The sequence below is a fragment of the Streptantibioticus rubrisoli genome (assembly GCF_024436055.1).
GTDB classification, from domain to species: domain Bacteria; phylum Actinomycetota; class Actinomycetes; order Streptomycetales; family Streptomycetaceae; genus Streptantibioticus_A; species Streptantibioticus_A rubrisoli.
In genome coordinates this window covers 202886-228548 of record NZ_JANFNH010000003.1, presented here as the reverse complement: position 1 = coordinate 228548, position 25663 = coordinate 202886, and the positions used below count along the sequence as shown (strand labels likewise).

21 protein-coding genes and 1 pseudogene are annotated in these 25663 nt (G+C 71.5%); 11 read left to right on the top strand and 11 right to left on the bottom strand.

Features of this window, described 5'->3' with window-relative positions; translation table 11 throughout:
- The first annotated feature begins 230 nt into the window (after window positions 1-230).
- The 3 genes from NON19_RS05950 to NON19_RS05940 all read left to right on the top strand — a co-directional run bounded on the left by NON19_RS05950 (window position 231) and on the right by NON19_RS05940 (window position 5756).
- Window positions 231-3464 carry an amidohydrolase family protein gene (locus NON19_RS05950; protein WP_255925564.1) on the top strand — a complete coding sequence of 1078 codons (3234 nt, stop codon included), beginning with the start codon at window positions 231-233 and terminating at the stop codon, window positions 3462-3464.
- Window positions 3465-3615: 151 nt separating this feature from the next.
- Entirely contained in the window at window positions 3616-4086 is a 471-nt protein-coding gene (locus NON19_RS05945) for a helix-turn-helix domain-containing protein (protein WP_255925563.1), read from the top strand.
- Between the two features lie 554 nt (window positions 4087-4640).
- Window positions 4641-5756, top strand: coding sequence for a PP2C family protein-serine/threonine phosphatase (locus NON19_RS05940; protein WP_255925562.1), 1116 nt, complete (start codon window positions 4641-4643; stop codon window positions 5754-5756).
- Here the strand turns inward: NON19_RS05940 and NON19_RS05935 are convergent.
- On the bottom strand, window positions 5745-6053 hold the full coding sequence (locus NON19_RS05935) for a hypothetical protein (RefSeq protein ID WP_255925561.1): 309 nt from the start codon (window positions 6051-6053) through the stop codon (window positions 5745-5747). The two genes, NON19_RS05940 and NON19_RS05935, sit on opposite strands and share 12 nt — an antisense overlap.
- 63 nt (window positions 6054-6116) lie before the next feature.
- Here NON19_RS05935 and NON19_RS05930 point away from each other — a divergent pair, with 63 nt between their 5' ends.
- Window positions 6117-7568, top strand: a complete 1452-nt coding sequence (locus NON19_RS05930; protein ID WP_255925560.1) for a metallophosphoesterase family protein — start codon at window positions 6117-6119, stop codon at window positions 7566-7568.
- Here NON19_RS05930 and NON19_RS05925 read toward each other — a convergent pair.
- Complete coding sequence (locus tag NON19_RS05925; RefSeq protein ID WP_255925559.1) at window positions 7551-8891, bottom strand: NAD(P)/FAD-dependent oxidoreductase; 1341 nt, start codon at window positions 8889-8891, stop codon at window positions 7551-7553. The genes NON19_RS05930 and NON19_RS05925 overlap by 18 nt on opposite strands.
- Window positions 8892-9036: 145 nt before the next feature.
- Between NON19_RS05925 and NON19_RS05920 the strand changes: the two genes are divergently transcribed.
- Complete coding sequence (locus tag NON19_RS05920) at window positions 9037-9948, top strand: squalene/phytoene synthase family protein (protein WP_255925558.1); 912 nt, start codon at window positions 9037-9039, stop codon at window positions 9946-9948.
- 5 nt (window positions 9949-9953) lie between these two features.
- Here the strand turns inward: NON19_RS05920 and NON19_RS05915 are convergent, their stop codons facing one another.
- Genes NON19_RS05915 through NON19_RS05905 form a run of 3 tightly spaced genes read right to left on the bottom strand, consistent with a single transcriptional unit; the run spans window position 9954 to window position 14368 of the window.
- The gene (locus NON19_RS05915) at window positions 9954-11855 is read right to left on the bottom strand and encodes a primary-amine oxidase (protein WP_255925557.1); all 1902 of its coding nucleotides are present in this window, start codon (window positions 11853-11855) and stop codon (window positions 9954-9956) included.
- Complete coding sequence (locus tag NON19_RS05910; protein WP_255925556.1) at window positions 11852-13378, bottom strand: APC family permease; 1527 nt, start codon at window positions 13376-13378, stop codon at window positions 11852-11854. Before NON19_RS05910 ends, NON19_RS05915 begins: the two co-directional genes overlap by 4 nt.
- 36 nt (window positions 13379-13414) lie before the next feature.
- A complete protein-coding gene (locus tag NON19_RS05905) occupies window positions 13415-14368 on the bottom strand; it encodes a hypothetical protein (protein ID WP_255925555.1) in 954 nt (317 codons plus the stop codon).
- A 289-nt stretch (window positions 14369-14657) separates the two neighbouring features.
- Between NON19_RS05905 and NON19_RS05900 the strand changes: the two genes are divergently transcribed.
- Entirely contained in the window at window positions 14658-15959 is a 1302-nt protein-coding gene (locus NON19_RS05900; protein ID WP_255925554.1) for an LmeA family phospholipid-binding protein, read from the top strand.
- Window positions 15960-16001: 42 nt separating this feature from the next.
- Here NON19_RS05900 and NON19_RS05895 read toward each other — a convergent pair whose 3' ends face one another.
- Both NON19_RS05895 and NON19_RS05890 read right to left on the bottom strand, forming a co-directional pair.
- Window positions 16002-16913, bottom strand: a complete 912-nt coding sequence (locus NON19_RS05895; RefSeq protein ID WP_255925553.1) for a Sco1979 family transcriptional regulator — start codon at window positions 16911-16913, stop codon at window positions 16002-16004.
- Between the two features lie 108 nt (window positions 16914-17021).
- The gene (locus NON19_RS05890; protein WP_255925552.1) at window positions 17022-17258 is read right to left on the bottom strand and encodes a DUF397 domain-containing protein; all 237 of its coding nucleotides are present in this window, start codon (window positions 17256-17258) and stop codon (window positions 17022-17024) included.
- 225 nt (window positions 17259-17483) lie between these two features.
- On the opposite strand from NON19_RS05890, the gene NON19_RS05885 reads away from it, so the two are divergent.
- The gene (locus tag NON19_RS05885; RefSeq protein ID WP_255925551.1) at window positions 17484-18011 is read left to right on the top strand and encodes an ATP-binding protein; all 528 of its coding nucleotides are present in this window, start codon (window positions 17484-17486) and stop codon (window positions 18009-18011) included.
- Window positions 18012-18015: 4 nt separating this feature from the next.
- Here NON19_RS05885 and NON19_RS05880 read toward each other — a convergent pair whose 3' ends face one another.
- From NON19_RS05880 to NON19_RS05865, 4 genes are read right to left on the bottom strand one after another with little or no spacing between them, the layout of a single operon-like run.
- Complete coding sequence (locus NON19_RS05880; protein WP_255925550.1) at window positions 18016-18891, bottom strand: SAM-dependent methyltransferase; 876 nt, start codon at window positions 18889-18891, stop codon at window positions 18016-18018.
- Window positions 18892-18938: 47 nt separating this feature from the next.
- On the bottom strand, window positions 18939-19733 hold the full coding sequence (locus NON19_RS05875) for a DeoR/GlpR family DNA-binding transcription regulator (protein ID WP_255925549.1): 795 nt from the start codon (window positions 19731-19733) through the stop codon (window positions 18939-18941).
- Between the two features lie 43 nt (window positions 19734-19776).
- The gene (locus NON19_RS05870; protein ID WP_255925548.1) at window positions 19777-20634 is read right to left on the bottom strand and encodes a class II fructose-bisphosphate aldolase; all 858 of its coding nucleotides are present in this window, start codon (window positions 20632-20634) and stop codon (window positions 19777-19779) included.
- A gap of 39 nt (window positions 20635-20673) precedes the next feature.
- Window positions 20674-21582 (bottom strand): SIS domain-containing protein, encoded by a 909-nt coding sequence (locus NON19_RS05865; protein ID WP_255925547.1) that lies wholly within the window; start codon window positions 21580-21582, stop codon window positions 20674-20676.
- A gap of 193 nt (window positions 21583-21775) precedes the next feature.
- On the opposite strand from NON19_RS05865, the pseudogene NON19_RS05860 reads away from it, so the two are divergent.
- From NON19_RS05860 to NON19_RS05845, 4 genes and pseudogenes are all read left to right on the top strand, one after another.
- Window positions 21776-21940: pseudogene (locus NON19_RS05860) on the top strand (MFS transporter); the annotation flags it as partial.
- 131 nt (window positions 21941-22071) lie between these two features.
- Window positions 22072-23307 (top strand): glycoside hydrolase family 27 protein, encoded by a 1236-nt coding sequence (locus NON19_RS05855; RefSeq protein WP_255925546.1) that lies wholly within the window; start codon window positions 22072-22074, stop codon window positions 23305-23307.
- A gap of 424 nt (window positions 23308-23731) precedes the next feature.
- Window positions 23732-24406, top strand: a complete 675-nt coding sequence (locus NON19_RS05850; RefSeq protein ID WP_255925545.1) for a response regulator — start codon at window positions 23732-23734, stop codon at window positions 24404-24406.
- Entirely contained in the window at window positions 24403-25581 is a 1179-nt protein-coding gene (locus NON19_RS05845) for a sensor histidine kinase (RefSeq protein WP_255925544.1), read from the top strand. The genes NON19_RS05850 and NON19_RS05845 overlap by 4 nt, the downstream gene beginning before the upstream one ends.
- Window positions 25582-25663: the final 82 nt, after the last annotated feature.

The following is a 25663-nucleotide window of genomic DNA, read 5'->3' as shown; positions in this document are numbered from 1 at the left end:
TGTCTAAGCGCTCCGCTGGGCGTGCGGCGCTATGCCGTCGATCGTCCGCAGCGTCGTTGTGGCTGGTCGCGCCCACGCGGCGGAGCCGCACATAAACACAGCCCCGCGGCCCTTCGGGGTGGTGCCCAACCTCAGATGACCTCGCCCGGCCTGCTTGGCGCCCGGGCTGTGCCACGATCGGCAGCGCGCAACATCGAACTCCCCCTCAACCAACAAGCCAGGGAGCCTTCTTGGACACCGTTCAGGACCCTTCCGACACCACCGGTTCCGCGCTCTCCCGGCGCGGTTTCTTACAGGCGGCCGCGTCAGCCGCGGCCGCCTCAGCCGTACTCGGCCTACCGGGTGAGGCCCTCGCCGCACCGCCCACCGCCGACGGCGCCACCGGGCGCACCACGCTCTCCCTCACCTCCGGCACCAACGGCTCGGCCACCTTGTCCCCCGCTGGCGACCGGATCATCGCCGAGGTGCAGAACGTGCTGTGGTCGCTGCCGTCCGGCGGCGGCCGTGCGGTACCGATCAGCACGCCCGACCTGGAGCCGACCCGCCCGGTCTTCTCCCCCGACGGCGAACTGCTGGCCGTGTGCGCCTACCGGGGCGGCGGCTTCCACATCTGGACGCTGCGCCCCGACGGCTCGGGCCTGAGACAGCGCACCGACGGCCCCTGGGACGACCGCGGCCCGTCCTGGTCGCCGGACGGCACCCGGATCGCCTTCGCCTCCGAGCGCGGCGGGGACTACGAAGGGCCAACGGCGGGCAGCCCGTACCGGATCTGGCTGCTCGACGTGGCGACCGGACGGCTGACCCGGATCACCGGACTGCCTGGCCAGCAGGGTCCGCTGCAGGACGGCCCCTGGGAGGACTTCGACCCGACCTGGTCGCCGGACGGCCGCGAGGTGCGGTTCGTCCGCGCCCGGCCGGTGGCCTCCGGCGCGCCCGGCGGCACCGCGCTGGACGCCCGCACCATCGCCTCCGTCCCGGCCGACGGCTCGGGACCGGTCACCGTGACGCACACCGACCCGACCCCCGGCGTCCAGTTGATGGTCCCGGCCGTCTCACCTCGCGGACGGCTCGCCTATCTGCGCACCACCCCCGCGCCCGCCGCCTCCTGCACGCTGGTGGTGGACGGCGCGCCGGTGCCGATAGACGGGGACCTGGCGCCCGCCCCACCGCGCTGGACGTCCGACGACGAGTTGCTGGTCACCGTGGACGGACAGTTCCGGCTGCTGTGCCCGCAGCGGCCCGCCGCCGCCCGGCGGATCCCGTTCGCCGCCGCGCTGCCCGTGGACCGGCCGCGCTACCGGGTGAAGAAGTACGACCTGGACGGCTCCGGCGTACGCCCGGTGCGCGGGGTGCATCTGCCCGCGCTGTCCCCCGACGGCCGGCAGGTGGCCTTCGCGGCGCTCAACTCGCTGTGGCTGTGCGGCACTTCGGGCGGCAGACCGCGCCGGATCGTCAGCACCGAGCCCACCCGGTACCTGCTGGGCCCGGTCTGGGCGCGGGACGGGCGTTCCCTGCTGTACGCCGACGACCGGGACGGGCTGTTCGCGGTGCGCCGCCGTGACCTCGCCTCGGGCGAGGAGACCGTGCTGGCCTCTGGCGGCCGGGTGTATCCGGCGCTCTCGCCGGACGGCGAGCGGCTGGCCTGTGTGGACATGTCCGGCAACCTGGTGGTGCGCGATCTGGCCAAGGGCACCGAGCGGGTACTCGCCGCGCCGCTGGGCGGTGGCGGCCTGCCGGGTCGGCCGAGCTGGTCGCCGGACGGCCGCTATGTGGCGTTCTGCGACCGCAACCGGCTCAACCAGCGGTTCCGTGAGGGCTACAACCTGATCCGGGTGGTGGACGCCACGGACGGCACCGCCCGGCTGCACGCCGTGGCGCCGCATGTGTCCATCTCCGACCGCCATGACTCGGGCCCGGTCTGGTCACCGGACGGCCGTTGGATGGCGGTCATCGCGGAGTCCGCGCTGTGGCTGCTGCCGGTACGTCCGGACGGCACCCCGGACGGGGCGCCACGGCAGCTCACCGAGGAGGCCGCGGACCATCCGTCGTGGTCCGGGGACTCGCGCAGCCTGCTGTACCTGTCGTCGGGCACCCTGCGGCTGATCGACGCCGCGGGCGGCACCGCCCGTACGATCCGCGTGCCGCTCGACTACCGGCGCCCGGCGCCCGCCGACACCGTGGTGCACGCCGGGCAGTTGTGGGACGGCACCGGCGAGCAGGTCCGGCATGACGTCGACGTGGTGGTGCGCGGCGGGCGGATCACCGCCGTGGAACCGCACCGCGCCGGGCGGCCCGCGCTGCGGCGGATCGACGCCTCCTCGTACACCGTCACACCCGGGCTGTGGGATTCGCACACACATCCCTGGCAGACGACCTACGGCGGTCGGCAGACCTGCCTGCAGCTCGCCTACGGCATCACCACGGCGGTATCGCTGGGCGGCTACGCCTACGAGCAGGCCCGGATCCGGGACGCGGTCGCGGCGGGCGTGCTGGCCGGGCCGCGGCTGCTGGCCACCGGTGAGCTGCTGGACGGCTCGCGGGTGGCGTACAGCATGGGCAGGGCGCACCGCACCCGGGAGGGGCTCGACCGGTCGCTGGCCCGGGCGGCGGCGCTGGACTGGGACTTCGTCAAGACCTATGTGCGCGCGCCCGGTTGGGTGATGGAGACGGCGGCGCGCTTCGCGCACGAGCGGCTCGGGGTGCGCAGCGGCAGTCATCTGTGCACACCGGGTATCCAGGTCGGACAGGACCTGACGACCCATCTGCACGCCACGCAGCGGCTGGAGTTCGGGCATGACGTGACGGCCACCGGGCACTCCTACGAGGACCTGCTGGAGCTGTACACGGCGCCCGGCTTCCGGATGATCGCCACGCCGTTCACCGCGGCACCGCTGGTGGGCGACGATCCGGCGCTCGCCAGCGACCCCCGGGTCACCGTGCTGATGCCCCCGTGGGACACCGCGGCGGTCCGCCAGCTCGCCGCGCGACCCGCGACGGCCGACCAACTGGCAGCGCTGGAAACGGAGGTGGGCGCCTACCGCAGGGTGCTGGACGGTGGCGGTCTGGTGGCGATGGGCACCGACTCCCCGCTGGTGCCGGTGGGCTTGCATCTGCACATGGGGCTGCGGGCGCTGCACCGCTGCGGCCTGTCGGCGGCGCGGACCCTGCGCACCGCGACCGCCATTCCGGCCCAGGTCTTCGGAGTGGAACGGGAGTTGGGCACCGTCGAGGAGGGCAAGCTGGCGGACCTGACGGTGATCGACGGCGATCCGTTCACCGACTTCGACTCACTGGTGCGCACGGTGTCGGTGCTGCGCGGCGGAGTCCCCTACGAGCAGGCGGAGTTGGTGGGCAGCTTCACGACACCGGGACACGCCGCGCGCCGGGCGTCGGCGGCGGATGCCGAATGGCTGGCGGTCGGCCGCCAGTTGCGCCGTGACTGCTGTTGCGACGTGGGCGTGTGAGCCGTACCGGGCCATCACCTCACCGCCAGTTAAGTGGCCTGAACAGCCGGTTTCTTAATACGACTGGTGCAAGGCAGCGCTTACATGGCAGGATGCCAAGCGTGCAGTTAAGTGGCTTAACTGGCGGTGAGACGTTGGAAGGACGGTAGAGATGGCAGCCGGAGGTGACACACCGCCCAAGGCCACGTGCGGGTCGCTGGCCGAACGCCTCAACTACCTGTTCGCCCACATGCACCCGCCCGGGGCTCCCTACACCAACGCCCATGTGGCTGCCGAGATCAGCAAGGGCACCGAGGAGTACGGCGGGGTCACCCTCACCGAGCAGTACCTGTCGATGCTGCGCAACGGCAAGCGGGCCAATCCCAGCCCCGATGTGCTGCGCGCGGTGGCCAAGTTCTTCGGCGTGCCCGTCGGCTATCTGCTGGGCGACCTGTCCGCGTCCCAGGCCCAGCGGGTGGAGGAGGAGGTCCGCTTCCTCGTCGCCATGCGCGACCAGCGGGTACGCGCCATCGCGCTGCGCGCGGTGGGCCTGCCGCCGGACGTACAGGACTGCCTGACCACGATCATCGGCCAGTTCCGCCGCGAGATGAACCTGCCTTCCGACCCTCCCCAAACACCCTGAAACGAAGCCGTGTCCACACGGCCTCACAACGAGGTGGCCCCGGACGGGGGTCAGGGCCACCTACACCGCAGGGGCGGCGCCGCGCCACGACGGCCCGGCGCCGCCCCTCGCCCCCCACGGCCCTGATGCGAGCACATGGCCTGATTTCGTTGTCCATGGCGTGGTGAGCGACAAAGCGAACAAGATTTTGATGCATAACCACCTCTCGATGCGGTAAAAAGATCCATGTGCCTGCCCGGTGTGCATCCCCCGTCGCACCGGGCAGGCCTTCTGCTTTTCGCGCGCGGTGACGGCGCGGGACCGGACGGTGCCCAACGCACCGGCGCACAACGGCAGATGGCGGCGCGGACGCCGCCCGGTGGGTTCCGCGAGGGCGGGCCGCCCGCAGTGGTGGCCTCCGGGACAGGCTCGGGCCGCTTCGGTACGGGGTCTCCTGGGGGCGGTTTCGGCGGCGAGCGGCCCCTCTTCCTCGGTGGGTCTTTCGGCCAATCCTGACGGGCCTGAGCGCGGGATAATGGTTCATGACTGCCGGGCGAGTCGGGCAGGAGGGAGCCATGGCCGAGGTCGCGGTTGCCCAGCCGAAGTTGCCGCCGGTGCGCCTGTCGCCGCGCGTGCGGCTACTGGTCGGTTTGGCGTACCTGCTGATCGCCGCCGCGATCGTGGTCGACCTGCTCACCGGCTCCCGTTCGACGTTCTCCCCGATCCTGGCCGCGCTGCCCGTACTGACGGCGATCAGCACCCGCAAAGCCGTGGTACCGATGGTCGCCGGGCTGATCGGCACGGCGGGCGTGGCGCTGTTGGGCCTTGCCAACCAGGGCGTGCCCACGGTGGTGCACGCCACGGCCGCGGCCACCGTGCTGGCGGTCACCTTCACCAGTACCGCCTCGGTGGCGCTGGTCGCCGCCCGGGAGCGTGAGCTGGCCCAGGTGCGCAACGTGGCCGCCGCCGCCCAGCAGGCGCTGCTGCGGCCGGTCCCCCGCCGGTTCGGGCCGCTGCGGGTCGCCGTCCGGTACGTGGCCGCCGCGGCGGAGGCCCGGATCGGCGGTGATCTGTACGAGGTGCTGCCGACGCCCTACGGGACGCGGATGCTGCTCGGCGATGTGCGCGGCAAGGGGCTGTCGGCGGTGGAGGCGGCGGTGGACGTGCTGGGGGTGTTCCGGGACGCCGCGCAGACCGAGGGGGACCTGACGGCGGTGGCGCGCCGGATGGACGGGGTGCTCGCCCGGCGGCCGGGCGGCGAGGAGTTCGTGACCGCGGTCCTGGTCAGCGTCCCGGACCAGGGCCCGACCGCGATCGTCAACTGCGGCCACCCGCCGCCGCTGCTACGCGACGCCTCCGGCGCCACGACGGAGGTCGACCCACCGGAGTACGCCCCGCCGCTGGCGCTGCTGTCGCTGGTGGGCGGCGCGTACACCGCCCGGACCATCGGTTTCCAGCCCGGTGAGCTGCTGCTGCTCTACACCGACGGGGTCTGCGAGGCGCGCGACGCGTCGGACCGGTTCTACCCGCTGCTGGAGCGGGTCACCGCGATGCGCGCGGACGACCCCGAGACGCTGCTGGACGAGCTGCTGGACGACGTCCGGGCGTACGCGGGCGCGCTGAACGACGACGCGGCGGTGCTGGCGGTGCGCCGCGACGCGCCCGCCGGGCACCGGGGCTCACTGCTGTGACGGTGGCGGCCAGCGGTCGCCGCCCTCCCACACCACCTGGTCGGGATCGTCGAGGTCCAGCCCCCACTCCTTGGCCAGCACCTCGAGCTCCTCCCGGGTGTGCACCTGCCGGTAGCTCTCGTTGGGAAACATGACCAGCCGGTACGGGCTGTGCCCGTCCCAGGCGTACACCACATACGGATACCGGCTCACCATCCCAGACTGACCCAGCACGGCGGCGCCCGCCAGCGCGGACCGGCCGCCGACCAGGATCCCGCCGTCCGCCTGCCGGTGCGGGGCCCGCGGCGATCCGGTCACACCGGTGGACCCGTCATCCCGTCTTCTCCCCAAGTTCAAGGCCGAGGAGCATACTTCCCAGCCATGGACTGCTGTCCCTCCTCTCGCCGACAGGCCCTGGCGTGGGCCGGTCTGGTCGCGGTACTGCCGTTCGCCGACGTGGCCACGGGGGCGGGTGCCGCCTCCGCCGCCGCGCGGCCGAAGAGGCTGCTGGTGACCGATCTGGACGTGGTGACGGTCACCGACACCAGTGTGGTGATCACCTGGTTCACCGGCTCGACGACCGAGGTGGACCGCTACGGCGCGCCCACCCCCGTCCCCACCGACACCGAACTGCTGCTGGGCGAGCCCGGCAACCCCGGCTCGCTGCGCACCGTGTTCCACGACACCAGCCCGACGGCGTTCCACTACGCCGAGGTACACGGGTTGGAACCCGGGCGTACCTACGCGTTCCAGGGCCGGTCGGCGGGACAGGTGGCCCAGCAGTCCGCGCTGCAGTTCCCGGGCAGCGGCGGGTCGATGGACGCGCCAGGAGTGTTCACCACGCTGCTGCCTCCGCCCGGGCGGTATCTGTTCACCGTCGCGCTCTGCAACGACCTGCACATGGGCGAGCAGACCGCGGGCGTCATCGTCGGCGACTGGCCGCCGTCGTTCCGGCAGGACCCGGGCCTGCCACCGTATCCGGAAGTGATGCTGGAAGCGCTGCTGGCGGACCTGCGCCAGCCCGACCGGGGCGCCGACGTGCTGCTGGTCGCCGGTGACCTGACCGCCGAGGCCCGGCCGAAGGACGTGACCCGGGTGCGCCAACTGCTGGACGGCTGGGGCCGGTTGGGCCGGGACTACTTCGTGGCCCGCGGCAACCACGACCGGCCGCACGTCGGCCAGGACTACGCCGGGTGCACCCCGGTGCCGGGCGCGGACGACCACCACGACTGCTGGGGGGACACCTTCCGGTACCGGCGGCAGACACTGTCCACCCACGAGGTGGGGGGCCTGCGGATCATCGGGCTCGACACCACGACGCTGGACGCGGCGGGCGGCACCCTGGACGACGGTCAACTCGCCGATCTGAGACGGGAGTTGCGGGAGGACCGGGACCGGCCCACCCTGCTGTTCGGCCACCACCCGGTGACCTTCGAGTCGGCGGTCACCACCGCGGCCGGTCCCGGCTTCGACCTGGACCAGGTCAAGGCCCGCGAACTGGAGGCGCTCTACCGCCGCGCCCCCGGCGTGTTCTTCCACCACTGCGGGCACACCCACCGCAACAAGCGCACCTTCGCCCAGGACAGCAAGGCGGTGGAGTTCCTGGAGGTCGCCGCCGCCAAGGAGTACCCGGGCGGCTACGCGCTACTGCGCTGCCACACCGGCGGTTACCAGGTCAACTTCTACAAGACCCGCACGGAGCTGGCGAAACGCTGGAGCCAGCGCACCCGCGCCGAGTACTTCGGCACCTGGACGCACTACACCCTCGGCACCATCGCCGACCGCAACCACACGGTGGTGCGGGACCTGTCCGGGCTACGCCCGGTGCGCTGAACCCTTCTGCCCCCGCAACGCCTTCGCCACCCGCAACATGGTGGACGGGCGGGTGAGCAGCCTGGGGTGCTCACGCATGTTCACCACGTCTACGAAGATCCGGTTGACCTCCCGGTCGGTGATGGTCGCGGCCAGGAACCGCTCGGTGTACCAGCTGGCGAAGCGGTATCCGGGCGGATACGGGCCGTTCACATGGGGTAGGGCGAGGTCGCCCAGGGTGGACAGCTGCCAGGCCGCGTCCACCACCACCCGCACCCGGCGGAAGTAGTCCCAGGCGGGTTCGTCCAGCGACGCCCCCGAGCGCAGGAAGGTCGACAGGCAGGACGCGTGCAGCGTCGCCGACGCCATGCCCTGGCCGTAGACGGGGTTGAACGCGGCGACCGCGTCGCCCACCGCGACCAGTCCGGCGGGGAACCGGTCCAGCCGCCCGAAGTCACGGCGGCGGCTGTCCGCGACGCTGTGTACGGCCACCTCGCCGAGCATCTCGCAGCGCGCGGCCACCTCCCGGAACGGCTCGGCGGCGAGCTTGCCGCAGCGGACGAGGAACTCCTCCGGGTCCCTGGTGGGCCGCTGGTCGGCGTAGTTGGCCAGCAGCACCATCCAACGGCCGCCCTCGACCTCGGCGATGACCCCCATGTCCACCAACGGTTGCCCGGCGGCCGGGGGGCCGCCCAGGTTCTGTGAGATGGTGACATCCGGCAGTTCCTCGCCGCGGCCGAAAAACGCCGTCGCATAGCCCAGCTCGATCCGCATCCGCTCCAGCGGCGGCGCCTGCCAGCCCGCGGCCTCCAGCCAGGCGCCGAGTCGACTGCCACGCCCCGTGGCGTCCACCACCAGGTCCGCGGACAGTTCCTCGCGGCCATCGCGGTCCGCGCCGATCGGCAGGTAGTACGCCCCGCTGACCCGGTTGCCAGTGAACCGCAGCCCGTCCACCCGGCCGCGCAGCACCGTGACGTTCTCCCGCGCCAGCACCCGGCGCCGCACTCTCGTCTCGATGAACGGGCGGGTGGCGCTGACCAGTTGGAAGCCGGTGACCTGCGGCTTGCGTACGCCGTCGAGGTACTGGTGCAACCGGTCGCCGTCGGACAGCACGGCCCCGTCGTTCGCGAGTTCGCGGATCAGCCCGGGGAACCACCGCTCCAGTTGGATGCCGCCCATGTCCAGCAGCACGTGCACCTGCACCATCTGCGGCACCCCCGGCCGGGCGCCGTCCGTGTCGAGGTCGTCCGCCTCGACGATCACCACTCGCTCCGCGTGGTCGCTGAGCACCCTGGCCGCCATCAGCCCGGCCATGCTGCCACCCAGTACCAGTGCCGTACGCATCCACACCCCTGTCACCAGTTCCCGGCCGTCAGCCTATGACCATGGTTCTGCCCGGCGCCCGCGGCGGCCGTACACATTCGGCCATTCCGCTTACCGATAGGCTTCGCGTGCCAGGCAGTCCGCACGGAGGAACGGTCAACGGTCAATGAGCTCATGGAACAAGGCACTTGACGCGGCTGGCATCGGCGAGGCCGGGCTGCGCGACGACTACACCGAGCAGCGCAAGATCGTGGCGCGATACCGTCGCAGCTCCTACCTGGCGGCCAGGCTGCTGCTGCCCGCCGCGCTGTTCCCGCATGTGGTCGCGGCCACGGGCTTCATGCACCACGGCGACAACGTCATGGACAGCGGTCCGGTGGCGGAGCGGGCCGACGCCTACGCGGAGTGGGAGAAGCGGGTGCGCGAGGCCCTGGACACCGGAAGGAGCGATCTTCCGGTGCTGCGGGCGCTGCTGAACACCATCGCCGCCCATCCCCGACTGCGCGGGCATGTCGAGGAGTACCTCAGCACGGCCCGCACGGATCTCGAGTTCTCCGGGTTCGCGACCGAGGCGGACTACCAGCGCTATGTGGACGAGTACTCGCTGCCGTCGTTCATGCTGATCGCCTGCCTGCTGGCGCCGCAGGACGAGTTGGCGGCCTATCGCGCCGCCTGCCGTACCTACATCGACGGCAGCCAGCGGCTGGACTTCGTCAACGACCTGGCCGAGGACCTGCGCGGCGGACGGCTGGCGGTTCCGGCGGACGTCATGGAGCGGTACGGGGTGACCCGTACCGATCTTGAGGAGGCGCTGGACACCCCGGGCACCCGTGAGTTGCTCCAGCACCTGCTGGAGCAGGCCAGCACGTCGCTGGCCGCCGCCCGCCCGCTGGTGGACCTCGTGCCGCCCGCCAACCGCCCGCTGGTCCGGGCGCTGATCGAGCTGGAAACCCTCACCACCACCGCGGCCGCCACCAAGGAGATCGACCTGCTGCGCAGCCCGGCGAGCCCCTCGCCCCTGGCGGCGCTGGGCGTACTGGCCCGCGAGTACCTGCGCGCCCGGCGGCTACGGCCCTGAGAGCCCTACCGGGGAAGGTCCAGCGCCGGGTTGCGGTCGAAGAACCCCGTCGGCTTCAGCATGAACCCGGACACATCGACGGGCATGACCGGCCACTCCTCCAGGCGTGGCAGATGCGTGGGTCCGAAGGTGTGCCAGAGGGTGAGTTCGGTGTTCTCCAACGACTCACCGGCGGCGGTCCATTCCGGTAGGCCCGCCCCGCCCGGGTGCTGGTTGGGGTAGTCCCCGGCGGGGTACCGGCGCTCCGGCCGGTACCGGGTGACCCACAGGTGCTTGGTGCCGTAGGCCATCCGGCGCCGTGCCGCCGACCCCGGCTGGGCCAGCAGCACGGGACCGGGCTGCGGAACGAGCGTGTACGCCACCGGCTCGCCCATCCGGTTGCGCACCCCGGTGTTGGTGATGCGCCAGCGCCGCCCCACCGTCGTGTCGGCGGTCCGGCCGCCGCGCGCGCTGTCGGTGATGGCGGTGCGGCGCACGGTGAAGGCGTTGCCGTTGGGATTGTCCGGACCGCTGGGGACCGGGACGACATCGACCTCCTCCACCGTGTTCCGCGTCCCGTCGACCGCCGCGTCCAACCGCACGCAGAACAGATGCTGGTGGTACGGCGCCAACAACCCCGGCGCCACCTCGGTGCCGTGCGGTGATCCGGCGCCGGGCCGGATCGCCGAGGTCTGCACGATGCCGGTGGACTTGGCCTCGAAGGCGATGGTGCCGTCCTGGTGGAAGTACCAGTAGAAGCCGTAGTCGTAGTTGCCCACCGTGGCGATGTAGGAGACGACGAGCCGCCGCGAACGGCGGCTTTCCGCCGTGTCGTTGTTGAAGATGTCGGTGTGCTTCCACAGCAGCCCGACGTCCTCCTCGTGCACGCAGATCGCGTTGGACAGCGTGTACGCGGCGCCGTCGTCGTCGGCGAGTACCGCGTCGAGGTAGCGGATCTCGCCCAGGCAGTCGCAGCCGAGCTTCAGTGAGTTGGCGTTGCGGCCCAGCGAGTACTCCCCCGCGTCCAGGAACGCCACCCAGTTGCGCGACTCCTCCGCCTCGCCGTAGGCCACCGCCATCTCGGCCAGCGCGGCGCGGTGCAGCACGGATCGCCCGCGCAGGATGATCTGGTGCAGTACCAGGCCCTCCCGGGCGTTGAAGTCGATGCGGAACCGCCAGTCCTGCCAGCTGAGTTGATGCCCGCGGATCTCGAACGAGGGCCCCTGTGGCTGGCGGATCTCCAGTGGACGCAGATCGGTGCGCGGCGGCCCGTTGAACTCGGCCTCGTATCTGCCGCATTCGGCCGGAACCGGCACCGCACCGGTGTCGACCAGCCGGACCACGCGCCGCTCGATCACGTCGACGTCGGCGTACAGTCCGCCCACCGGATGCGCCCAGGGGCTGTCGGTCGCCTCACAGCGCAGCCAGGTCAGTGAACGCAGCAGTCTGCGGCCGTGGTTGCCGTCCCCGTTTGCGCTGCCCGCGCACAGGGGTGCGCAGATGGCGAGTTCGGTGTCGGTGATGCCGCGCTCGGCCATGGCCTTGCGCCAGCCGGGGTCGGCCTTGACGACCGACTCGACGACCTCGTACTCCTCGAAGGCGACCGGCGGTTGGCCTTCGACGGCCGGGTCCAGCTCCCGGTGGGAGAGCAGCAGTCCGGCGGTGACGTCCACCAGCGCTTCGGCGGCGGCGCCGGTGCGCGAGTCCAGCAGCGTGATCCGCAGGCGGCGCGCCACGGGGTCGCCGTCCCGGTGTGCGGTGGCGGTGTGCCGGTCGGGCTCGTCGAGCAGTACGAGCGGGAAGCGGGTGGACTCGCCGACGTGGCCTTGCTGTTGGAGGACGCGCCGGGCGGTGTCGATCTCCTCGGCGGTCAGTGGGTCCAGCGGGTGGGGGTCGGCCGCCGGGGGCCGCGGGTGGCAGCACGTCATGACGTTCCCTCCGATGCGGCGGCCTTCTCCAACTGGAAGGCCTCGTTGCCCAGGCCGACGCGGGTGTGTACGGCGGGGCGCGCTTTCTTCAGCACCAGCCCGTGCACCAGACCGCAGACCGCGCTGAGTCCGATGATGCCGGGCAGGATCCAGCTGAGCGCGGAGCCGGGGTCGGCGCCCAGGAGGACGCCGAAGTCCTTGACCGTCAGCACCGCGATCACCAGCAGCGCGGCACCGGCCAGCCCCGAGGCGGCCAGCCGTACGGCCTGGGGGCGGGCGGCGCCGTGCCGTACGAAGAAGGCGATGACGGCCGCGCAGGCGGTGGCCATCAGCAGGGTGATCCCGAGCGCTCCGACGTTGCCCATCCAGGTGAACAGGTGGAGCACCGGCGCGGTCGGGTCGTCGTGCGGCCTGTTGTCGGTCGCCGCGAAGACCAGCACCACCACCAGCGAGACCGCGCTCTGCAGCAGCGAGCCGTAGGCGGGTGCGCCGCTGGTCCTGGAGGTGCGGCCGACCGCCGCGGGCAGCAGTCCCTCGCGTCCCATCGCGAAGGCGTACCGGGCCACCACGTTGTGGAAGCTGAGCATGGCGGCGAACATGCCGGTCACGTAGAAGACGTGCATGACATCGGTGAAGGTGGCCCCGAAACGGTTCTGCGCGAGCCAGAACAGCAGGTTGGGACCCTGCTGTTGGGCCGTGCCGACGATCCGCGACGGCCCGGCGGCCACGCTGAGCGCCCACGAGCCGACGACGAAGAACAGTGCGACGAAACCCACCGCGAGGTACATCACCCTGGCCACCAGCACCTGCGGGCGGCTGGTCTCCTCGGCGTAGACCGGTGCCTGCTCGAAGCCGACGAAGGCGGCGACGCAGAAGCACAGCGCGGTGCCGATGCCCGCGCCGCCGAGCGTGCCGGGGTTGAAGGAGTGCAGTGACAGACCGTCCCCGCCGGGGTCCGCCAGCCCCGCCACGTCGAAGGCGAGCACCATGGCGCACTCGACCAGCAGCAGCACGCCGAGCACCTTGGCGTTGAGGTCGATCTTCAGCCAGCCGAGCACCCCGACCACCACCACGGCCGCCAGCGCGGGTACCCACCAGGCGATGTCGACATCGAGGTGCCTGGCCAGCTGGCCGGACAGTTCGAAGCCGAAGACGCCGTAGATGCCGACCTGCATGGCGCTGTAGGCGACCAGCGCGACGACGGACGCGGCGGCGCCCGCGGTGCCACCGAGGCCGCGGGCGATGTAGGCGTAGAAAGCACCGGCGTTGTGCACATGTCTGCTCATCTCCGCGTAGCCGACGCTGAACAGCATCAGGACCACGGCGAGGATCACGAACAGCAGGGGTTGCCCGACGACGCCCATCTCGCCGAAGGTGGTGGGCATGACGCCGGCCACCACCATCATCGGCGCGCTGGCCGCGACCACCGACAACAGCAGCCCCGGCAGGCCGAGACGGCCCGCGCGCAACCGCCGTTCCTGGCCCAGATACGTGCTGATGTCGCTCGTGCTGCCCGTCAACATGCGGTGCCTTTCCTTCCCTTGGCGGGTTGGGCGCGGTTACGAGGAGCCGAGCGCGGCACGGCGCGCGGCACGGAACGCCTTCTTCGGATCGCGGTCCGGATAGGACCAGGGGGCGTGCGTGGCGTGCGGGCCGATGCGGGTGAACAGCGCGGCGGCCTCGGCGGTGCGGCCTTCGTAGAACTTGGCGTGCGCCAGGTAGTTGAGGTCTGTCTTGCGGCGTGGATGGTGGTGGTCGTCGTCCCATTCGAGCCACCAGTCGAAGGCTGCCTTCATCACCTGGCGGGCGCGGCGGGTGGTCCAGTGCCGGGAGTGGGCCGGGTCGCGCGGCGCCGCCCCGGCACCGGCCAGCACCCGGTAGCGCTCGGCGTGGGCGACCACCGGCAGTACGGCCAGTGGTGAGTCGGCCGGTGCCTGCTCGGCGGCCCAGGAGGCGAAGTCGTACACCTCGTGCAGCGGGTCGTCGGTGTCCCCGGGCGGGCGCTCGGCCAGGCAGGCGGCCATCAGGTGGTGGGCGTGGTGGTGTTCCCGGTGCCGGGTGCGGACCTGGTCGAAGGCGCGTGCCCGTTCGTCGTCGGTGCCGGTGCGGCGGGCCAGGATGAGCAGACCGAGCCACGGCGAGGGGTCGTCGGGTGCCATCCGGGCGGCCGCGGCGCACGCCTCGTGCGCGTCGCGGGCGGTGCCCTTGCCGTGGACGGCGCGGAAGACCGAGGCGCAGGCGAGCAGCGCGGCGGCGTCCGCGCTGTCCGGTTCGGCCAACTGCCAGTCGCGCGCCCACGCGGCGCTGGCCGGGCCTTCGGCGAGGACGACCAGGCGGTGTCCGCGCCGGTCCCAGTCGTCGCCGGTCGCGGCGAGCAGGGCACGGGCGTGGTCCCAGCGGCCGCGGGCCAGCGCGTCCCGTACGGTGGCCAACTCGGTGTCGTCCAGCGCCGGATCGAAGCTGATGTCGTCCCTGCCCCGGGAGCGTCCCAGAGGAGGCGGAGGCGGCGTCATAGACGTACTTCCCCCATGGCGCACTTCCCCTCCGGGCGACTGGTCGGATCGCCCGCACAGAACCGTCACAGCACGACCACAGAGTTGTGTGATCACGCACAGCAAACCGGCAGGCATCGCTCCGCGTCAAGACCGGTATAGGACCGATCACTCCCCAACTGGCCCTGAAATCACATGAGTTCGACCAACCGCGACGCGCCGGGCGACCGGGGTCCCGTTGTCCGGAACGAAGCATGATTCCGTCAAGGAGACTTGCGGTCCGTACGGGTGTTCGTGATGAGATCGTTCGATGGCACCCCACACCACGAACACGACGACCGTGGGCCATGTGTCCGGGGATTCCCACCCCCACCTCGGGGAATCCGACTGGCGCAACCCGTACGAGGAGTTGGCGGATCCACGCGGCGCCGAGCCGGCGCCGCCGCGCCACAACCCGTACGAGGAACTGGGTTGGTTGGACTTGCGCGAGGAGGACCGGGGCGATCCGCTAGGACTGGGTCTGCGACCGGAGTACGACGACCAGGAGCGCGTGCGCCGCGGCGGCCATCGGCGGCACCGGCCGCGGCGTGGACTCAGAGTCCCGACCACCGCCAAGGCCCTGGCGGCCGTGCTCACCTGCGGGGCCTTCCTCACCCTCGCGGACCGTTGGGCGGCGCTGTACGCCGAGAAACAGGCGGCGCACCGGCTCAAGGAGGCCATGCACCTGCAGGCGGACCCCGAGGTCGACATCCACGGTTTCCCGTTCCTCACCCAGGTGGCGTACGGCCGCCTCGACCAGGTGGACATCACGGTGCCGCACGTGTCCGCCGGTCCGGTCTCCATGGCCAAGGTGGACGGATCGGTGCGGGAGATCCGGATCCTGGGTGATGTGCCGTCCTCGATCCGCGGCGCGGTGATCGGGCGGATGCAGGGCAGTGTGCTGCTGGCGTTCGACGACCTCGACCGCGAACTCGGTTCGTCCCAGGTGAAGTTCAGCGCCAAGGACGATCAGTCGGTGCTCGCCGAGGGGCGGTTGGCGATCGCGGGATACCGGGTGCGGGCGCGAGCGGTGGCCCATTTACGGCTGGAGGGCGACCGTTCGGTCAACACGACCATCGACGACATGCTGATCGACGTCCCGGGCGTGGCGAGCTACACGCCGGGGGACAACGGCGGCCTGCGGCTGGCCCGGCCGATGGCGGAGCGGATCCGTACCGACGCCGCGAAGGCCAAGGCGCTGCTGGCGGTCGGGGCCATCGCGCAACGTCTCGGGCTCACCCCGCAGATAGTCCGGGAGGCCGCGCGCAGCGATGCCGCGCTGCGCCGGATCACCGGCGATCCGCGCTTCGTGGAGCGCCTGATGCGGGTCAACATCCTCGACCTGGTGGAGCAGAACCCCTGGCTGCTGGGGAAGATCGGGGTGGACCCCTCCCTGGTGCAGGGCCTGCGCGACATCCAGATGCCCAAGCTCGCCGAGCGGCTGTCGCTCTCGTTCAGGCTGCCGGAACTGCCCGGTGGCGTGCGGCTGCGGGACGTGTCGGTGCGGCACGACGGTATCGAGGTGCACGCCTACGGCAGCAACGTTCCGGTGGGCGGCGGCACGAAGCTGTGATCGCCAAGGGGGCTTGGGAGATGACCCCAAGCCCCCTGCGGGTCAACCGAGTTGGCGGAGCAGCTCGGTGATGAACGCCACGGACTCCCGGGGCGGCTCGGCCTCGGCGCACAACCGGTCCATCACGCTCAGGTAGTTGTCGACCTCGTCCAGCTTGTCGAGGTAGAGCGCGCTGGTGAGCTGCTCCAGGTAGACGATGTCGGGCAGGTCCGGCTCCTGGAAGCGCAGGATGGTGATCGGCCCACCGGCCGCGGCGATTCCGCCGAGGTGGAACGGGGCGACCTGCAAGGTGATGTTCGGCAGCTCGGCCACCTTCAGCAGGTGGTCCAGTTGGGTGCACATCGCCTCGACGCCGCCGAGCGGGCGGCGCAGCGCGGCCTCGTCCACCACGGCCCACAGCCGGGGCGCGCCCGGCGCGGTCAGCAGACGCTGGCGGGCCATGCGCAGTTCGACCCGGCGGTCGATCTCGCGCAGCGAGGCGTTCGGATAGCCGAGTTTGGTGACGGAGCGTGCGTACTGTTCGGTCTGGAGCAGGCCGGGGATGAACTGGACCTCGTAGGTCCGGATCAACGAGGCGGCCTCCTCCAGGCCGATGTGCGTCTCGAACCAGCTGGGCAGCACATCGCCGTACTGGTTCCACCAGCCGGGCGTGCTGGCCTGCCGGGCCAGCGCGAGGTAGTCGGCGCGCTCCTGCTCGTCCAGCACGCCGTACAGGGTGAGCAGATCGGAGACGTCGCGCTCCTTGAAGCTCACCCGGCCGAGTTCGAGTCGGCTGATCTTGGCGTGTGAGCCGCGGATCGCATCGCCCGCCGCCTCCCGGCTGATCCCGCACTGCTCACGCAGCCTGCGCAGTTGGGTGCCCAGCACGATGCGCAGGACGGTCGGACCGCCCCGTGGGTGTTCGAGGTAGCGCCTTATCGACGCCTCTTGGCTCGGCCGCGTCATGGCGGACATTCCAACTCTCCTGTGCGACTGGGGACTTCCCCGAGTCTGGCATCCGTGCCGCCCCTGGGTACAGCGCCGGGCGGCGCGGATGCTCGGTGTTGACCTCGCCGGTCCGGCTCAGCCGACCAGGGAGTCGAAGTCGCCGTCCTTCGCCCCGCCGATGAAGGCGATCATCTCCTCACGGGTGTAGATGAGCGCGGGTCCTTCGGGGTGACGGGAGTTGCGCACCGCGAACTGGCCGTCGGGCAGCGCGGCGAGCTCCACGCAGTTGCCGCTGGGGTTGCTCCGTCGGCTCTTGCGCCAGACCGCTCCCTCGATCCGACTGGCCCGCACACCGTTGTCGATCTGCTGCATCCGCGTCGCTCCTTTGCCGCCGCACACGGTGACCACCGGCTTCGCCAACTTTTCCTGATGCTGCGTCAACTCTCCGTGCACGTGCATCCGTTCTTGCAGATGTACTTACCGGTGTGCTTACGACTGTAATTGCAGATGTGCTTGCAGCGCCACCGCGCATCGGGGGATAGTGGATTCGGGAGGCCCGTCCGCAACGACTGCCCGAGAGGTTCCACGGAGATCGTGATGACCACACATCCGGCCGATTCAGCAGGCACCGCCGCCGTACCCGACGGACCCGGCAGGCACTGGCTGGCACTGGCCGCGAGGGGGGCCTTCCCGCTGGACGACAGCGACCAGGGCCCCAGCGGATTCGCCGCCTGCGGTTTAGCCGACGACCTCGAAGCGGCGGGCCAGGCACGCCAGTTCACCCGCTCGACGTTGACCGGCTGGGGCATGCCCGCCCTGGTGGACAACGCGGCGATCATCGTCTCCGAGTTGCTGAGCAACGCCATGCGGTACGGGCTGACGGCTCCCGCGCAACTCCCCGTACCGGCGCACCCGGTCTGGCTCGGCCTGCTGCGCCGGGGCACGACCGTGCTGTGCGCGGTGTGCGATCCCGGTACCGACGTACCGGTACTCAAGGAGCCCGACTACTTCGCGGAGACCGGCCGCGGGCTGCACGTGGTCGACGCGCTCAGCGAGACATGGGGCTGGACCCCGCCGGACCGCGGCGGGAAGGTGGTGTGGGCGGCCGTCTCGGCGGGCGCCTGAGCGGTCAGCCCTTCCGGGCCACCGCGCCGTACAGCGGGACATCGGTGGGCGAGAGCGATTCGGCCTCGATGTCCCCGGCGTCCGGCCGCCAGCGGTGCACCACCTCGATACCGGGTTCGACCAGCTCCAGCCCCGTGAAGAACTCGGCGATCTCGGCCTTGCTGCGGGTGTTCACCGTGGAGCCGGTGCGCTGGAAGTCCTCCGCGATCTGCTCCAGCGCCTTGCGTTCGAAGTCGTTGGTGGCATGGGTGAGCGCCAGGAAGCTGCCGCTGGGCAGTGCGTCGAGCAGCCGCGCCACGATCTCGTACGGGTCGCACTCCTTCGGTAACCAGTGCAGCACCGCGACCAGGGTGAGCGCGACCGGCTGGTCCAGGTCGAGGGTGCGGGTCAGTTCCGGATTGCCCAGAATGTCCTCCGGCTGGCACAGGTCGCCGTGCACGTACGCGGTGCGGCCCGCGGGGTGGCTGGTGTGCAGGGCGCGGGAGTGGGTGAGCACGATGGGGTCGTTGTCGGCGTAGACGATCCGCGACCGCGGAGCGACGGCCTGGACGACCTCGTGCAGATTAGGCTGGGTCGGGATGCCGGTGCCGATGTCCAGGAACTGGCGTACTCCTGCCGCCTCGGCCAGATAGCGGGCCGCGCGGTGCATGAAGGCGCGGTTCTGCCGGGCCACCAGCGCGGCGTTGGGCAGCGACTGCAGCGTCCGCCGCGCGGCCTCGCGGTCCGCCGCGTAGTTGGTCTTGCCGCCCAGCAGGTAGTCGTACACCCGGGCGGCGTGTGGCCGGTCGGTGTGCAGTTCCACGGGCGCGCTCGACCGCGACCGCATCCACTCCGGACCCCGCCCCATCACCCGCACATCCCTTCGCGCCCCGAAGATCATGTCAACTACCGTGCCAGGCTAGCCGGTTGGGCGGATCCTCGTGCTGCTCAGTCGGGTACCGGGGCGATGATCACCCTCAGGCCGCGGTCGGTGAACTCACCGCGGGCCTGTTCGTCGGCGCCGTCGTCGGTGATGAGGGTGTCGAACAGCTCGCAGGTGCCGATGGAGGCGAAGGCGCGCACGCCGAGCTTGGAGGAGTCGCAGACCACCACCGCGCGGGTGGCCCGCTCGGCCATCAGCCGGTTCACCCGGGCCTCGCGTTCGTCGTGCACGGTGGCCCCGACCTGCGGATCCAGGCCGTTCACCCCGATGAACGCGAGGTCCATGGTGACCTCGCGCAGCACCAGGTCGCTGTACGGGCCCACGAGTTCGTAGGAGCGGGGCTGGGCGACACCGCCGGTCAGCACGATCTTGATCTGCGGGCGCACGGCCAGTTCGTTGGCGATGTTCAACGCGTTGGTGACAACCGTCAGATGCGGATCGGGACCGGCCTCCGCCAGGTCCGGGCGGCTCGCCAGGGTGCGGGCGATCTCCGTGGTGGTGGTACCACCGCTCAGCCCCACCACGCTGCCGCGCGGTACCAGTGCGCTGGCTGCCTGGGCGATCCGCCGCTTCTGGGGGGCGCGTTGGCTGCCCTTGTAGCGTATGGGCAGGTCGTAGGCGACGGAACTGAGCACCGCACCGCCGCGGGTGCGGGTCAGCAACTGCTGTTCCGCGAGGGTGTCCATGTCGCGGCGCACGGTGGCGGCGGACACGCCCAGCTCGGCCGCGGCCTCCTCGACGCCCATCTGGCCTCGTCGGCCGAGCAGTTCGAGCAGGGCGGTCAGTCGTTCGTGCCTCATGGTGGCCCTCCGCGGGGTGGCGCTGGAGTGGCCATTGTCCATGTCAGCTGGGGATGGGCTCCGGTGCGGGGGTGGTGATCACCCGCAGCAGGTCGACCGCCGCCTCGGTCACCGCCTCACGGGCCGGGCCCAGGTACTTGCGGGAGTCGACCAGTGCCGGGTCGGCGGCCAGCCGTCGCCGTACCTCGGCGGTGAAGGCGGCGACCAGATGGGTGGAGACGTTGATCTTCGTCATACCGGCCGCGACGGCCCGGCGGATCTCCTCGTCCGGCACCCCGGACGAACCGTGCAGCACCAGCGGCACCGGCAGCCGGTCCCGCAGCCGGGTGATCAGCTCCTTGTCGAGCTCGACGGTGCGCTCCCGCATGGCGTGCGAGGAGCCGACGGCCACCGCGAGCGCGTCCACATCGGTGGCGCGCACGAACGCGAGCGCCTCGTCCGGATCGGTCCTGGCGCCCGGCGCGTGCACCCCGTCCTTGCCGCCGACCTCCCCCAACTCGGCCTCCACATACACCTTCCGGTCATGGCACCAGGCGGTCAGCTCGCCGGTGGTCGCCACGTTGCGGTCGTACGGCAGCGCCGAGGCGTCCACCATGACGGAGCCGATGCCCGCGGTGACGCCCTCGCGCAGCAGGGCCGGGTCGGTGATGTGGTCCAGGTGCACGGCGACCGGCGCGCTGCTCGCCTCGGCCAGCGCCAGCGTGGCCCGGGCGAGCGGCAGCAGGCTGCCGTGGTAGCGCACGCAGTTCTCGCTGATCTGCAGGATCAGCGGCGCCCCGGCCCGCTCCGCGGCGGCGACCAGCGCCTCGGCCGTCTCCAGATGGAGGACGTTGAAGGCGGCGGCGCCGGTGCCCGCGGCGACGGCGTCCCGCATCACGGACGCGGTGGTGGTCAGCGGCACGACACGGTCCTTCCTCGACTGCCCGTCAGTTTCTCGCGGTCACGCGTCCAGGATGACGGACCGGGTCAGCGCGCGCGGCCGGTCGGGGTCGAGCCCTCGGGCCCTGGCCCGCTCCAGGGCGACGCGCTGCACCAGCACCAGATCGGCCAGCGCGTCCCGTTCATGGTGCACGAAAAGCGCACCGGTACGGGCCACGTCCGCCGCCAACTCACCGTTGTCCGGGCCGAGTACCCAGGTGACCCGGCCCGGCGCCGCGATGGCGATCGGGCCGTGCCGGTACTCCAGCAGGGGGTAGGCCTCGGTCCAGCTCTGTGACGCCTCGCGCATCTTCAGCGCGGCCTCGTTGGCCAGGCCGTACGTCCAGCCGTGGCCCAGGAAGGTGAACTGCTCGGCCTTCACCCACGCGGGGTCGACCGGCTGGCGCAGCGCGTCCGCCACATCGCGTACCGCGGGGGTGACGTCCTCGCCCAGGTGGCGGCGGAGCAGCAGCAGCGCGGAGGTGGCGAACCGGGTCTGCACCACCGACTTCTCGTCGGCGAACGGCAGCCCCACGATGGCGTCGCAGACCTCGGCGATGGGCGCGTGCCGGTCACCGACGACGCCGACGGTGCGGACGCGGCCCTTCAACAAGCCCATCAGCCGCAGCAGTTCGGTGGTGGTGCCGGAGCGGGTGATGGCCAGCACCGTGTCATAGCCGCGCTGGACGAACGCCTCGCCCGCGGCGAACGCCTCCGAGGCGGCGAAGGCGTCGGTGACGCCGTGTCCGGCGCGCTCGCGCAGCGCCGCGTAGGACTGCGCCATGAACCACGACGTGCCGCAGCCGACGACGGCCACCCGCTCACCGGGGGCGGGCAGCGGGACGTTGTCGGCGGCGGCGATCTCGGCGGCCCGCCGCCACACATCCGGCTGGCTGTCGATTTCCTGCGCCATGTGCTCGATCGCGGCCATCGATCCTTCTCTCCGGCTCCGGGTGACTCCTGTTGCGCGAAACAGGCGCGCTTCGATCAGCATCGCGCAGGACAGGCCCGGCTGTCCATGGCTGAAGTCCGGGGCGCGCCTGTTGACAGATGCTCAGTTTGGCCTCGATATTTGCAAAATCGATCAGCACAACCCCCAAAACCAATCAACGGTGGTTGCCGCTATGCCTCACCCGCCCCAGGTGTCCCCCACTGCCGCGCCGCGCTCCGGCCGATACCGCACCGGTCGGCTGATCGCGCTGACCGGTGCGCTGGTGGGAGGGATCTACGGCTATGACACCGGCAGCATCTCGGGCGCCCTGGTCTTCCTGAGCAAGGACTTCCACCTCGCTACGGCGGTTGGCGCTACGCGCCCGGGGTGAGGGTGAGGCGTTCTCTCGGGGGGCTACGCCCCCTGGAGGGCTGCGCCGCTGACCCCCTTCCGGGGCTTCGCCCCGCCACTTCCCCATCGGAGGTTGTCATGTTCGCGAAAATCATGGTCGCCGCCGCGCTCGCGCTCGCCAGTCCCGCGGCGCTGCCCAGCACTCCATCCACCCACCCCAGTGGCGGCTACCAGGGCTTGGCCGCCACACCGCCCATGGGCTGGAACGACTGGTCGTACTACCAGTGCAACATCGACGAGAAGCTGATCCTGGACCAGGGCAGGGCCCTGGTGCGCAGCGGACTGGCCGCCAAGGGCTACAACACCGTCACCACGGACGACTGTTGGATGGGCAAGAGCCGCGACGCCTCCGGCAACCTGGTCTCCGACCCGCAGAAGTTTCCGCACGGCATGGCCTACGTCGGGCGCCAACTGCACCGCATGGGACTGAAGTTCGGCATCTACGAGGACGCGGGCACCCAGACCTGCGGCGGCTACGCGGGCAGTTGGCAGCACTACGACGCCGACGCGAGACTGTTCGCCAAGTGGGGAGTCGACTACCTCAAGCTGGACGGCTGCAACGTGCCGTCGGTTCCCGGCCAGTCCGCCGAGCAGACCTACCGCCAGGCGTACGCCGGTATGAGCCGGGCCCTGCGCGACAGCGGCCGGAAGATCGTCTTCTCCGAGTCCGCCCCCGCGTACTTCCAGGGCACCGCCGACTGGTACACGGTGCTCGGCTGGGTGGCGAAGTACGGCAACCTGTGGCGCGAGGGCTATGACATCGCCCTCGGGCAGCAGAGCGGCGCGGCCAAGTGGAAGAGCCTGCTGGGCAACTACGACTACAACGTGCCGCTCGGCCGGTACGCGGGTCCCGGGCACTGGAACGACCCGGACTTCCTGCTGGTCGGCGACCGCGGCCTGACCGCCGACGAGGCGCAGACGCAGATGGCGCTGTGGGCGGAGATGGCCGCACCGCTGATCAGCAGCACCGATCTGACCACCCTCTCCCCGCAGGCGCTGGCGATCCTCGGCAACCGCGACGTCATCGCGGTCGACCAGGACCGCCTCGGCGTCCAGGCCACCAGGGCGGCGCACACCGACACCCATGACGTGCTCACCAGGCCGCTGGCGAACGGCGACCGCGCCGTGGTCTTCCTCAACCGCGGCGACTCCCCGCTCACCATCACCGCGTCGGCCAGCACCCTCGGCCTCGGCCCCGCCCAGCACCTGTCCGGCAAGGACCTGGTGACCAGGCGGACCAGCCGGTACGGCGGTTCGGTCACCGTTCGGGTCCGGCCGCACGCCACGGTGATGCTGAGGCTGCGCGCGGCCTGACGGCAGCGCCGCGGTGGCTCGCCCGTGTCCCTGGGCGCGGCCGCGCCCAGGGACTCAAGGCGGGCTGCCGGTGCTTCCGCCGCCGGATCCGCTGTTTGGGTGTGGGGGGATCGGCGGGTCACCACGACGTGACCGGCTGCCGTGCCCCCGCCGACCGGGTCACGTCTCGGCGGGTGTTCCAGCCTCCCAGCGTGCGCCGACGGCGAACACCCACCGCCCGAGGGAGAGCGCACCTCCTACCGGAGGTACCCGATCAGACCTGCGAACGAGGGTCGTACGGCCATGTCGCACGACGACTTGTGACGGAGGGTACTCGGGCCGCTACGAATTGACTCTTCTGAGGTGATTCGGGCTGCGGTACGGTCACGCAGAGCTGTTCGCTCGTTTGTCGCACAGATTTGGTGAGCAGGGCGGGACACGCCGCATGACTGAAGTGGAAACCCCTTCCCCGGTACGGGTGCTGATCGTCGACGACGAGGCGCTGATCAGATCCGGGCTGGCCATGATCCTGGGCAGCGCGCCCGGCATCACCGTCGTGGCCAGCTGCGAGGGGGCCCAGGCGGTCGCCGCGGTACGCCGCGACCAGCCCGATGTGGTGCTGCTCGACATCCGGATGCCCGACGTCGACGGGCTCACCGTGCTACGGCGGCTGACCGAACTGCCCAGCCCGCCGTACGTCGCGATGCTCACCACCTTCGACACCGATGAGTACCTCGGCGAGGCGCTGCGGCTCGGCGCCTCGGGCTTCCTGCTGAAGGACACCGACCCGGAGATCCTGGTCCGCTCGGTGCGCGCGGTGGCCACCGGCGCGGGCTGCCTGTCCCCCTCGGTGGTCCGGCGACTGGGCCGCCCCGCCAGGGCCGCCGCGTCGTACCAGGCCAGCGAGGCGGTGAGCGCGCTGTCGCCGCGTGAGCGACAGGTGCTGGCGTACGTCGGGCAGGGGCTGTCCAACGCTGAGATAGGCGCCCGGATGCACATAGCGGTGGCCACCGTGAAGGACTACGTCCGGGCGGTGCTGACCAAGCTGGGCGTGGCGAACCGGATCCAGGCCGCCGTGCTGGCGGACCGGGTCGGGCTGGTCGAGGAGCAGGGCCTGTGAGCCGCTCGGTACGCGCCGCCCAGCCGCTGCCGTTCCTGCGGCTGCTGTGGCGCACGCACTGCCGCTGGCAGTCGCGGGTCATCGACCTCGTCCTGGTGGCGCTGGCCGGTCTGGACGCCGCGTTGAACTACCCGCCGCCACGCGACTGGCACTTCTACGCGTCGCTGGGCGCCGCCGCCGTCCTGCTGCTGCGCAGGCGGTGGCCGCGCACCGTCCTGATCGCCACCCTCCCCGGGCTGTACGCGGGCAACGCGCTGATCGCCGCCATGGTCGGCGCCTACACGGTGGCCAGGACCGAGCGGCCGGTGCGGCACAAGGCGCTGGCCGCGCTGGTGGTGGCCGCCGGGGCGTTCGTCCCGTGGCCGATCACCGGGTTCGCCAAGGAGACGCTCAGCGATCTGGTGCAGCAGCTGATCTACGCGGTGATGCTGGGCACCGGCCCGGTGATGCTGGGGCTGCTCGCGCAGACCAGGAAGGACCTGTCGGACCGGGTCGCGGAGCTGGCCACGGTACGGGACCACGAGCGGGCGCTGCACGCGCAGACGGTGATAGCAAGGGAGCGGGCGCGGATCGCCCGTGAGATGCACGACGTGGTCTCGCACCAGGCGGGGCTGATCGCCGTGCAGGCGGGCGCGCTGGAGGTCACCGCGCGCGACCCGGACGTCAAGGAGGTCGCGGGCACGCTGCGCGGGCTCGCGGTGGCCACGCTGGAGGAGTTGCGCAGCATGATCCTGGTGCTGCGGGCCGCCGGTGCCGGACCGACCGAACTCGCGCCGCAGCCCACCCTCGCCGACCTTCCGGCGCTGGTGTCCGCCTCCGAGGTCAACGCCGAGCTGCGGATCGACGGCGCGGACGGCCGGGAGCTGCCGGAGCCGGTGGAGCGGGCCGCGTACCGCACGGTGCAGGAGGCGCTGACCAACGTCCGCAAGCACGCGCCGGGAGCCGCGACCACTGTGACGGTGGTGGTCGCCCAGGAGTCGCTGCGGGTATGCGTACGCAACGGCCCGGCGTCCGCCCAGGCGCCGCGCCCCGATCTGCCGGGCGGCGGCCACGGCATCGTGGGGCTGCGGGAGCGCGCCACACTGCTCGGCGGCACGCTGGCGGCGGCACCGGAGCCGGACGGCGGGTTCGCGGTACGGCTGGAGCTGCCCTACGGGCGGACGGACGTTCCGTAGCGCTCCGCGGCACCCGCACCGCTGCGGCGGACGGATTCCCGAGGCACTCTGGAACCGATAGCGGGCGCGAGGAGGAGAGCTG

Excerpts from the sequence above, each read along its gene's own strand:
- NON19_RS05875 (WP_255925549.1), bottom strand. The coding sequence starts at position 19,733 with ATGAGGCACGAACGACTGACCGCCCTGCTCGAACTGCTCGGCCGACGA.
- NON19_RS05855 (WP_255925546.1), top strand. The coding sequence starts at position 22,072 with ATGTTCGCGAAAATCATGGTCGCCGCCGCGCTCGCGCTCGCCAGTCCC.
- NON19_RS05925 (WP_255925559.1), bottom strand. The coding sequence starts at position 8,891 with ATGCGTACGGCACTGGTACTGGGTGGCAGCATGGCCGGGCTGATGGCG.
- NON19_RS05850 (WP_255925545.1), top strand. The coding sequence starts at position 23,732 with ATGACTGAAGTGGAAACCCCTTCCCCGGTACGGGTGCTGATCGTCGAC.
- NON19_RS05940 (WP_255925562.1), top strand. The coding sequence starts at position 4,641 with ATGGCCGAGGTCGCGGTTGCCCAGCCGAAGTTGCCGCCGGTGCGCCTG.
- NON19_RS05905 (WP_255925555.1), bottom strand. The coding sequence starts at position 14,368 with ATGACGCCGCCTCCGCCTCCTCTGGGACGCTCCCGGGGCAGGGACGAC.
- NON19_RS05930 (WP_255925560.1), top strand. The coding sequence starts at position 6,117 with ATGGACTGCTGTCCCTCCTCTCGCCGACAGGCCCTGGCGTGGGCCGGT.
- NON19_RS05895 (WP_255925553.1), bottom strand. The coding sequence starts at position 16,913 with ATGTCCGCCATGACGCGGCCGAGCCAAGAGGCGTCGATAAGGCGCTAC.
- NON19_RS05945 (WP_255925563.1), top strand. The coding sequence starts at position 3,616 with ATGGCAGCCGGAGGTGACACACCGCCCAAGGCCACGTGCGGGTCGCTG.
- NON19_RS05910 (WP_255925556.1), bottom strand. The coding sequence starts at position 13,378 with ATGTTGACGGGCAGCACGAGCGACATCAGCACGTATCTGGGCCAGGAA.
- NON19_RS05865 (WP_255925547.1), bottom strand. The coding sequence starts at position 21,582 with ATGGCCGCGATCGAGCACATGGCGCAGGAAATCGACAGCCAGCCGGAT.
- NON19_RS05885 (WP_255925551.1), top strand. The coding sequence starts at position 17,484 with ATGACCACACATCCGGCCGATTCAGCAGGCACCGCCGCCGTACCCGAC.
- NON19_RS05915 (WP_255925557.1), bottom strand. The coding sequence starts at position 11,855 with ATGACGTGCTGCCACCCGCGGCCCCCGGCGGCCGACCCCCACCCGCTG.
- NON19_RS05880 (WP_255925550.1), bottom strand. The coding sequence starts at position 18,891 with ATGATCTTCGGGGCGCGAAGGGATGTGCGGGTGATGGGGCGGGGTCCG.
- NON19_RS05900 (WP_255925554.1), top strand. The coding sequence starts at position 14,658 with ATGGCACCCCACACCACGAACACGACGACCGTGGGCCATGTGTCCGGG.
- NON19_RS05890 (WP_255925552.1), bottom strand. The coding sequence starts at position 17,258 with ATGCAGCAGATCGACAACGGTGTGCGGGCCAGTCGGATCGAGGGAGCG.
- NON19_RS05920 (WP_255925558.1), top strand. The coding sequence starts at position 9,037 with ATGAGCTCATGGAACAAGGCACTTGACGCGGCTGGCATCGGCGAGGCC.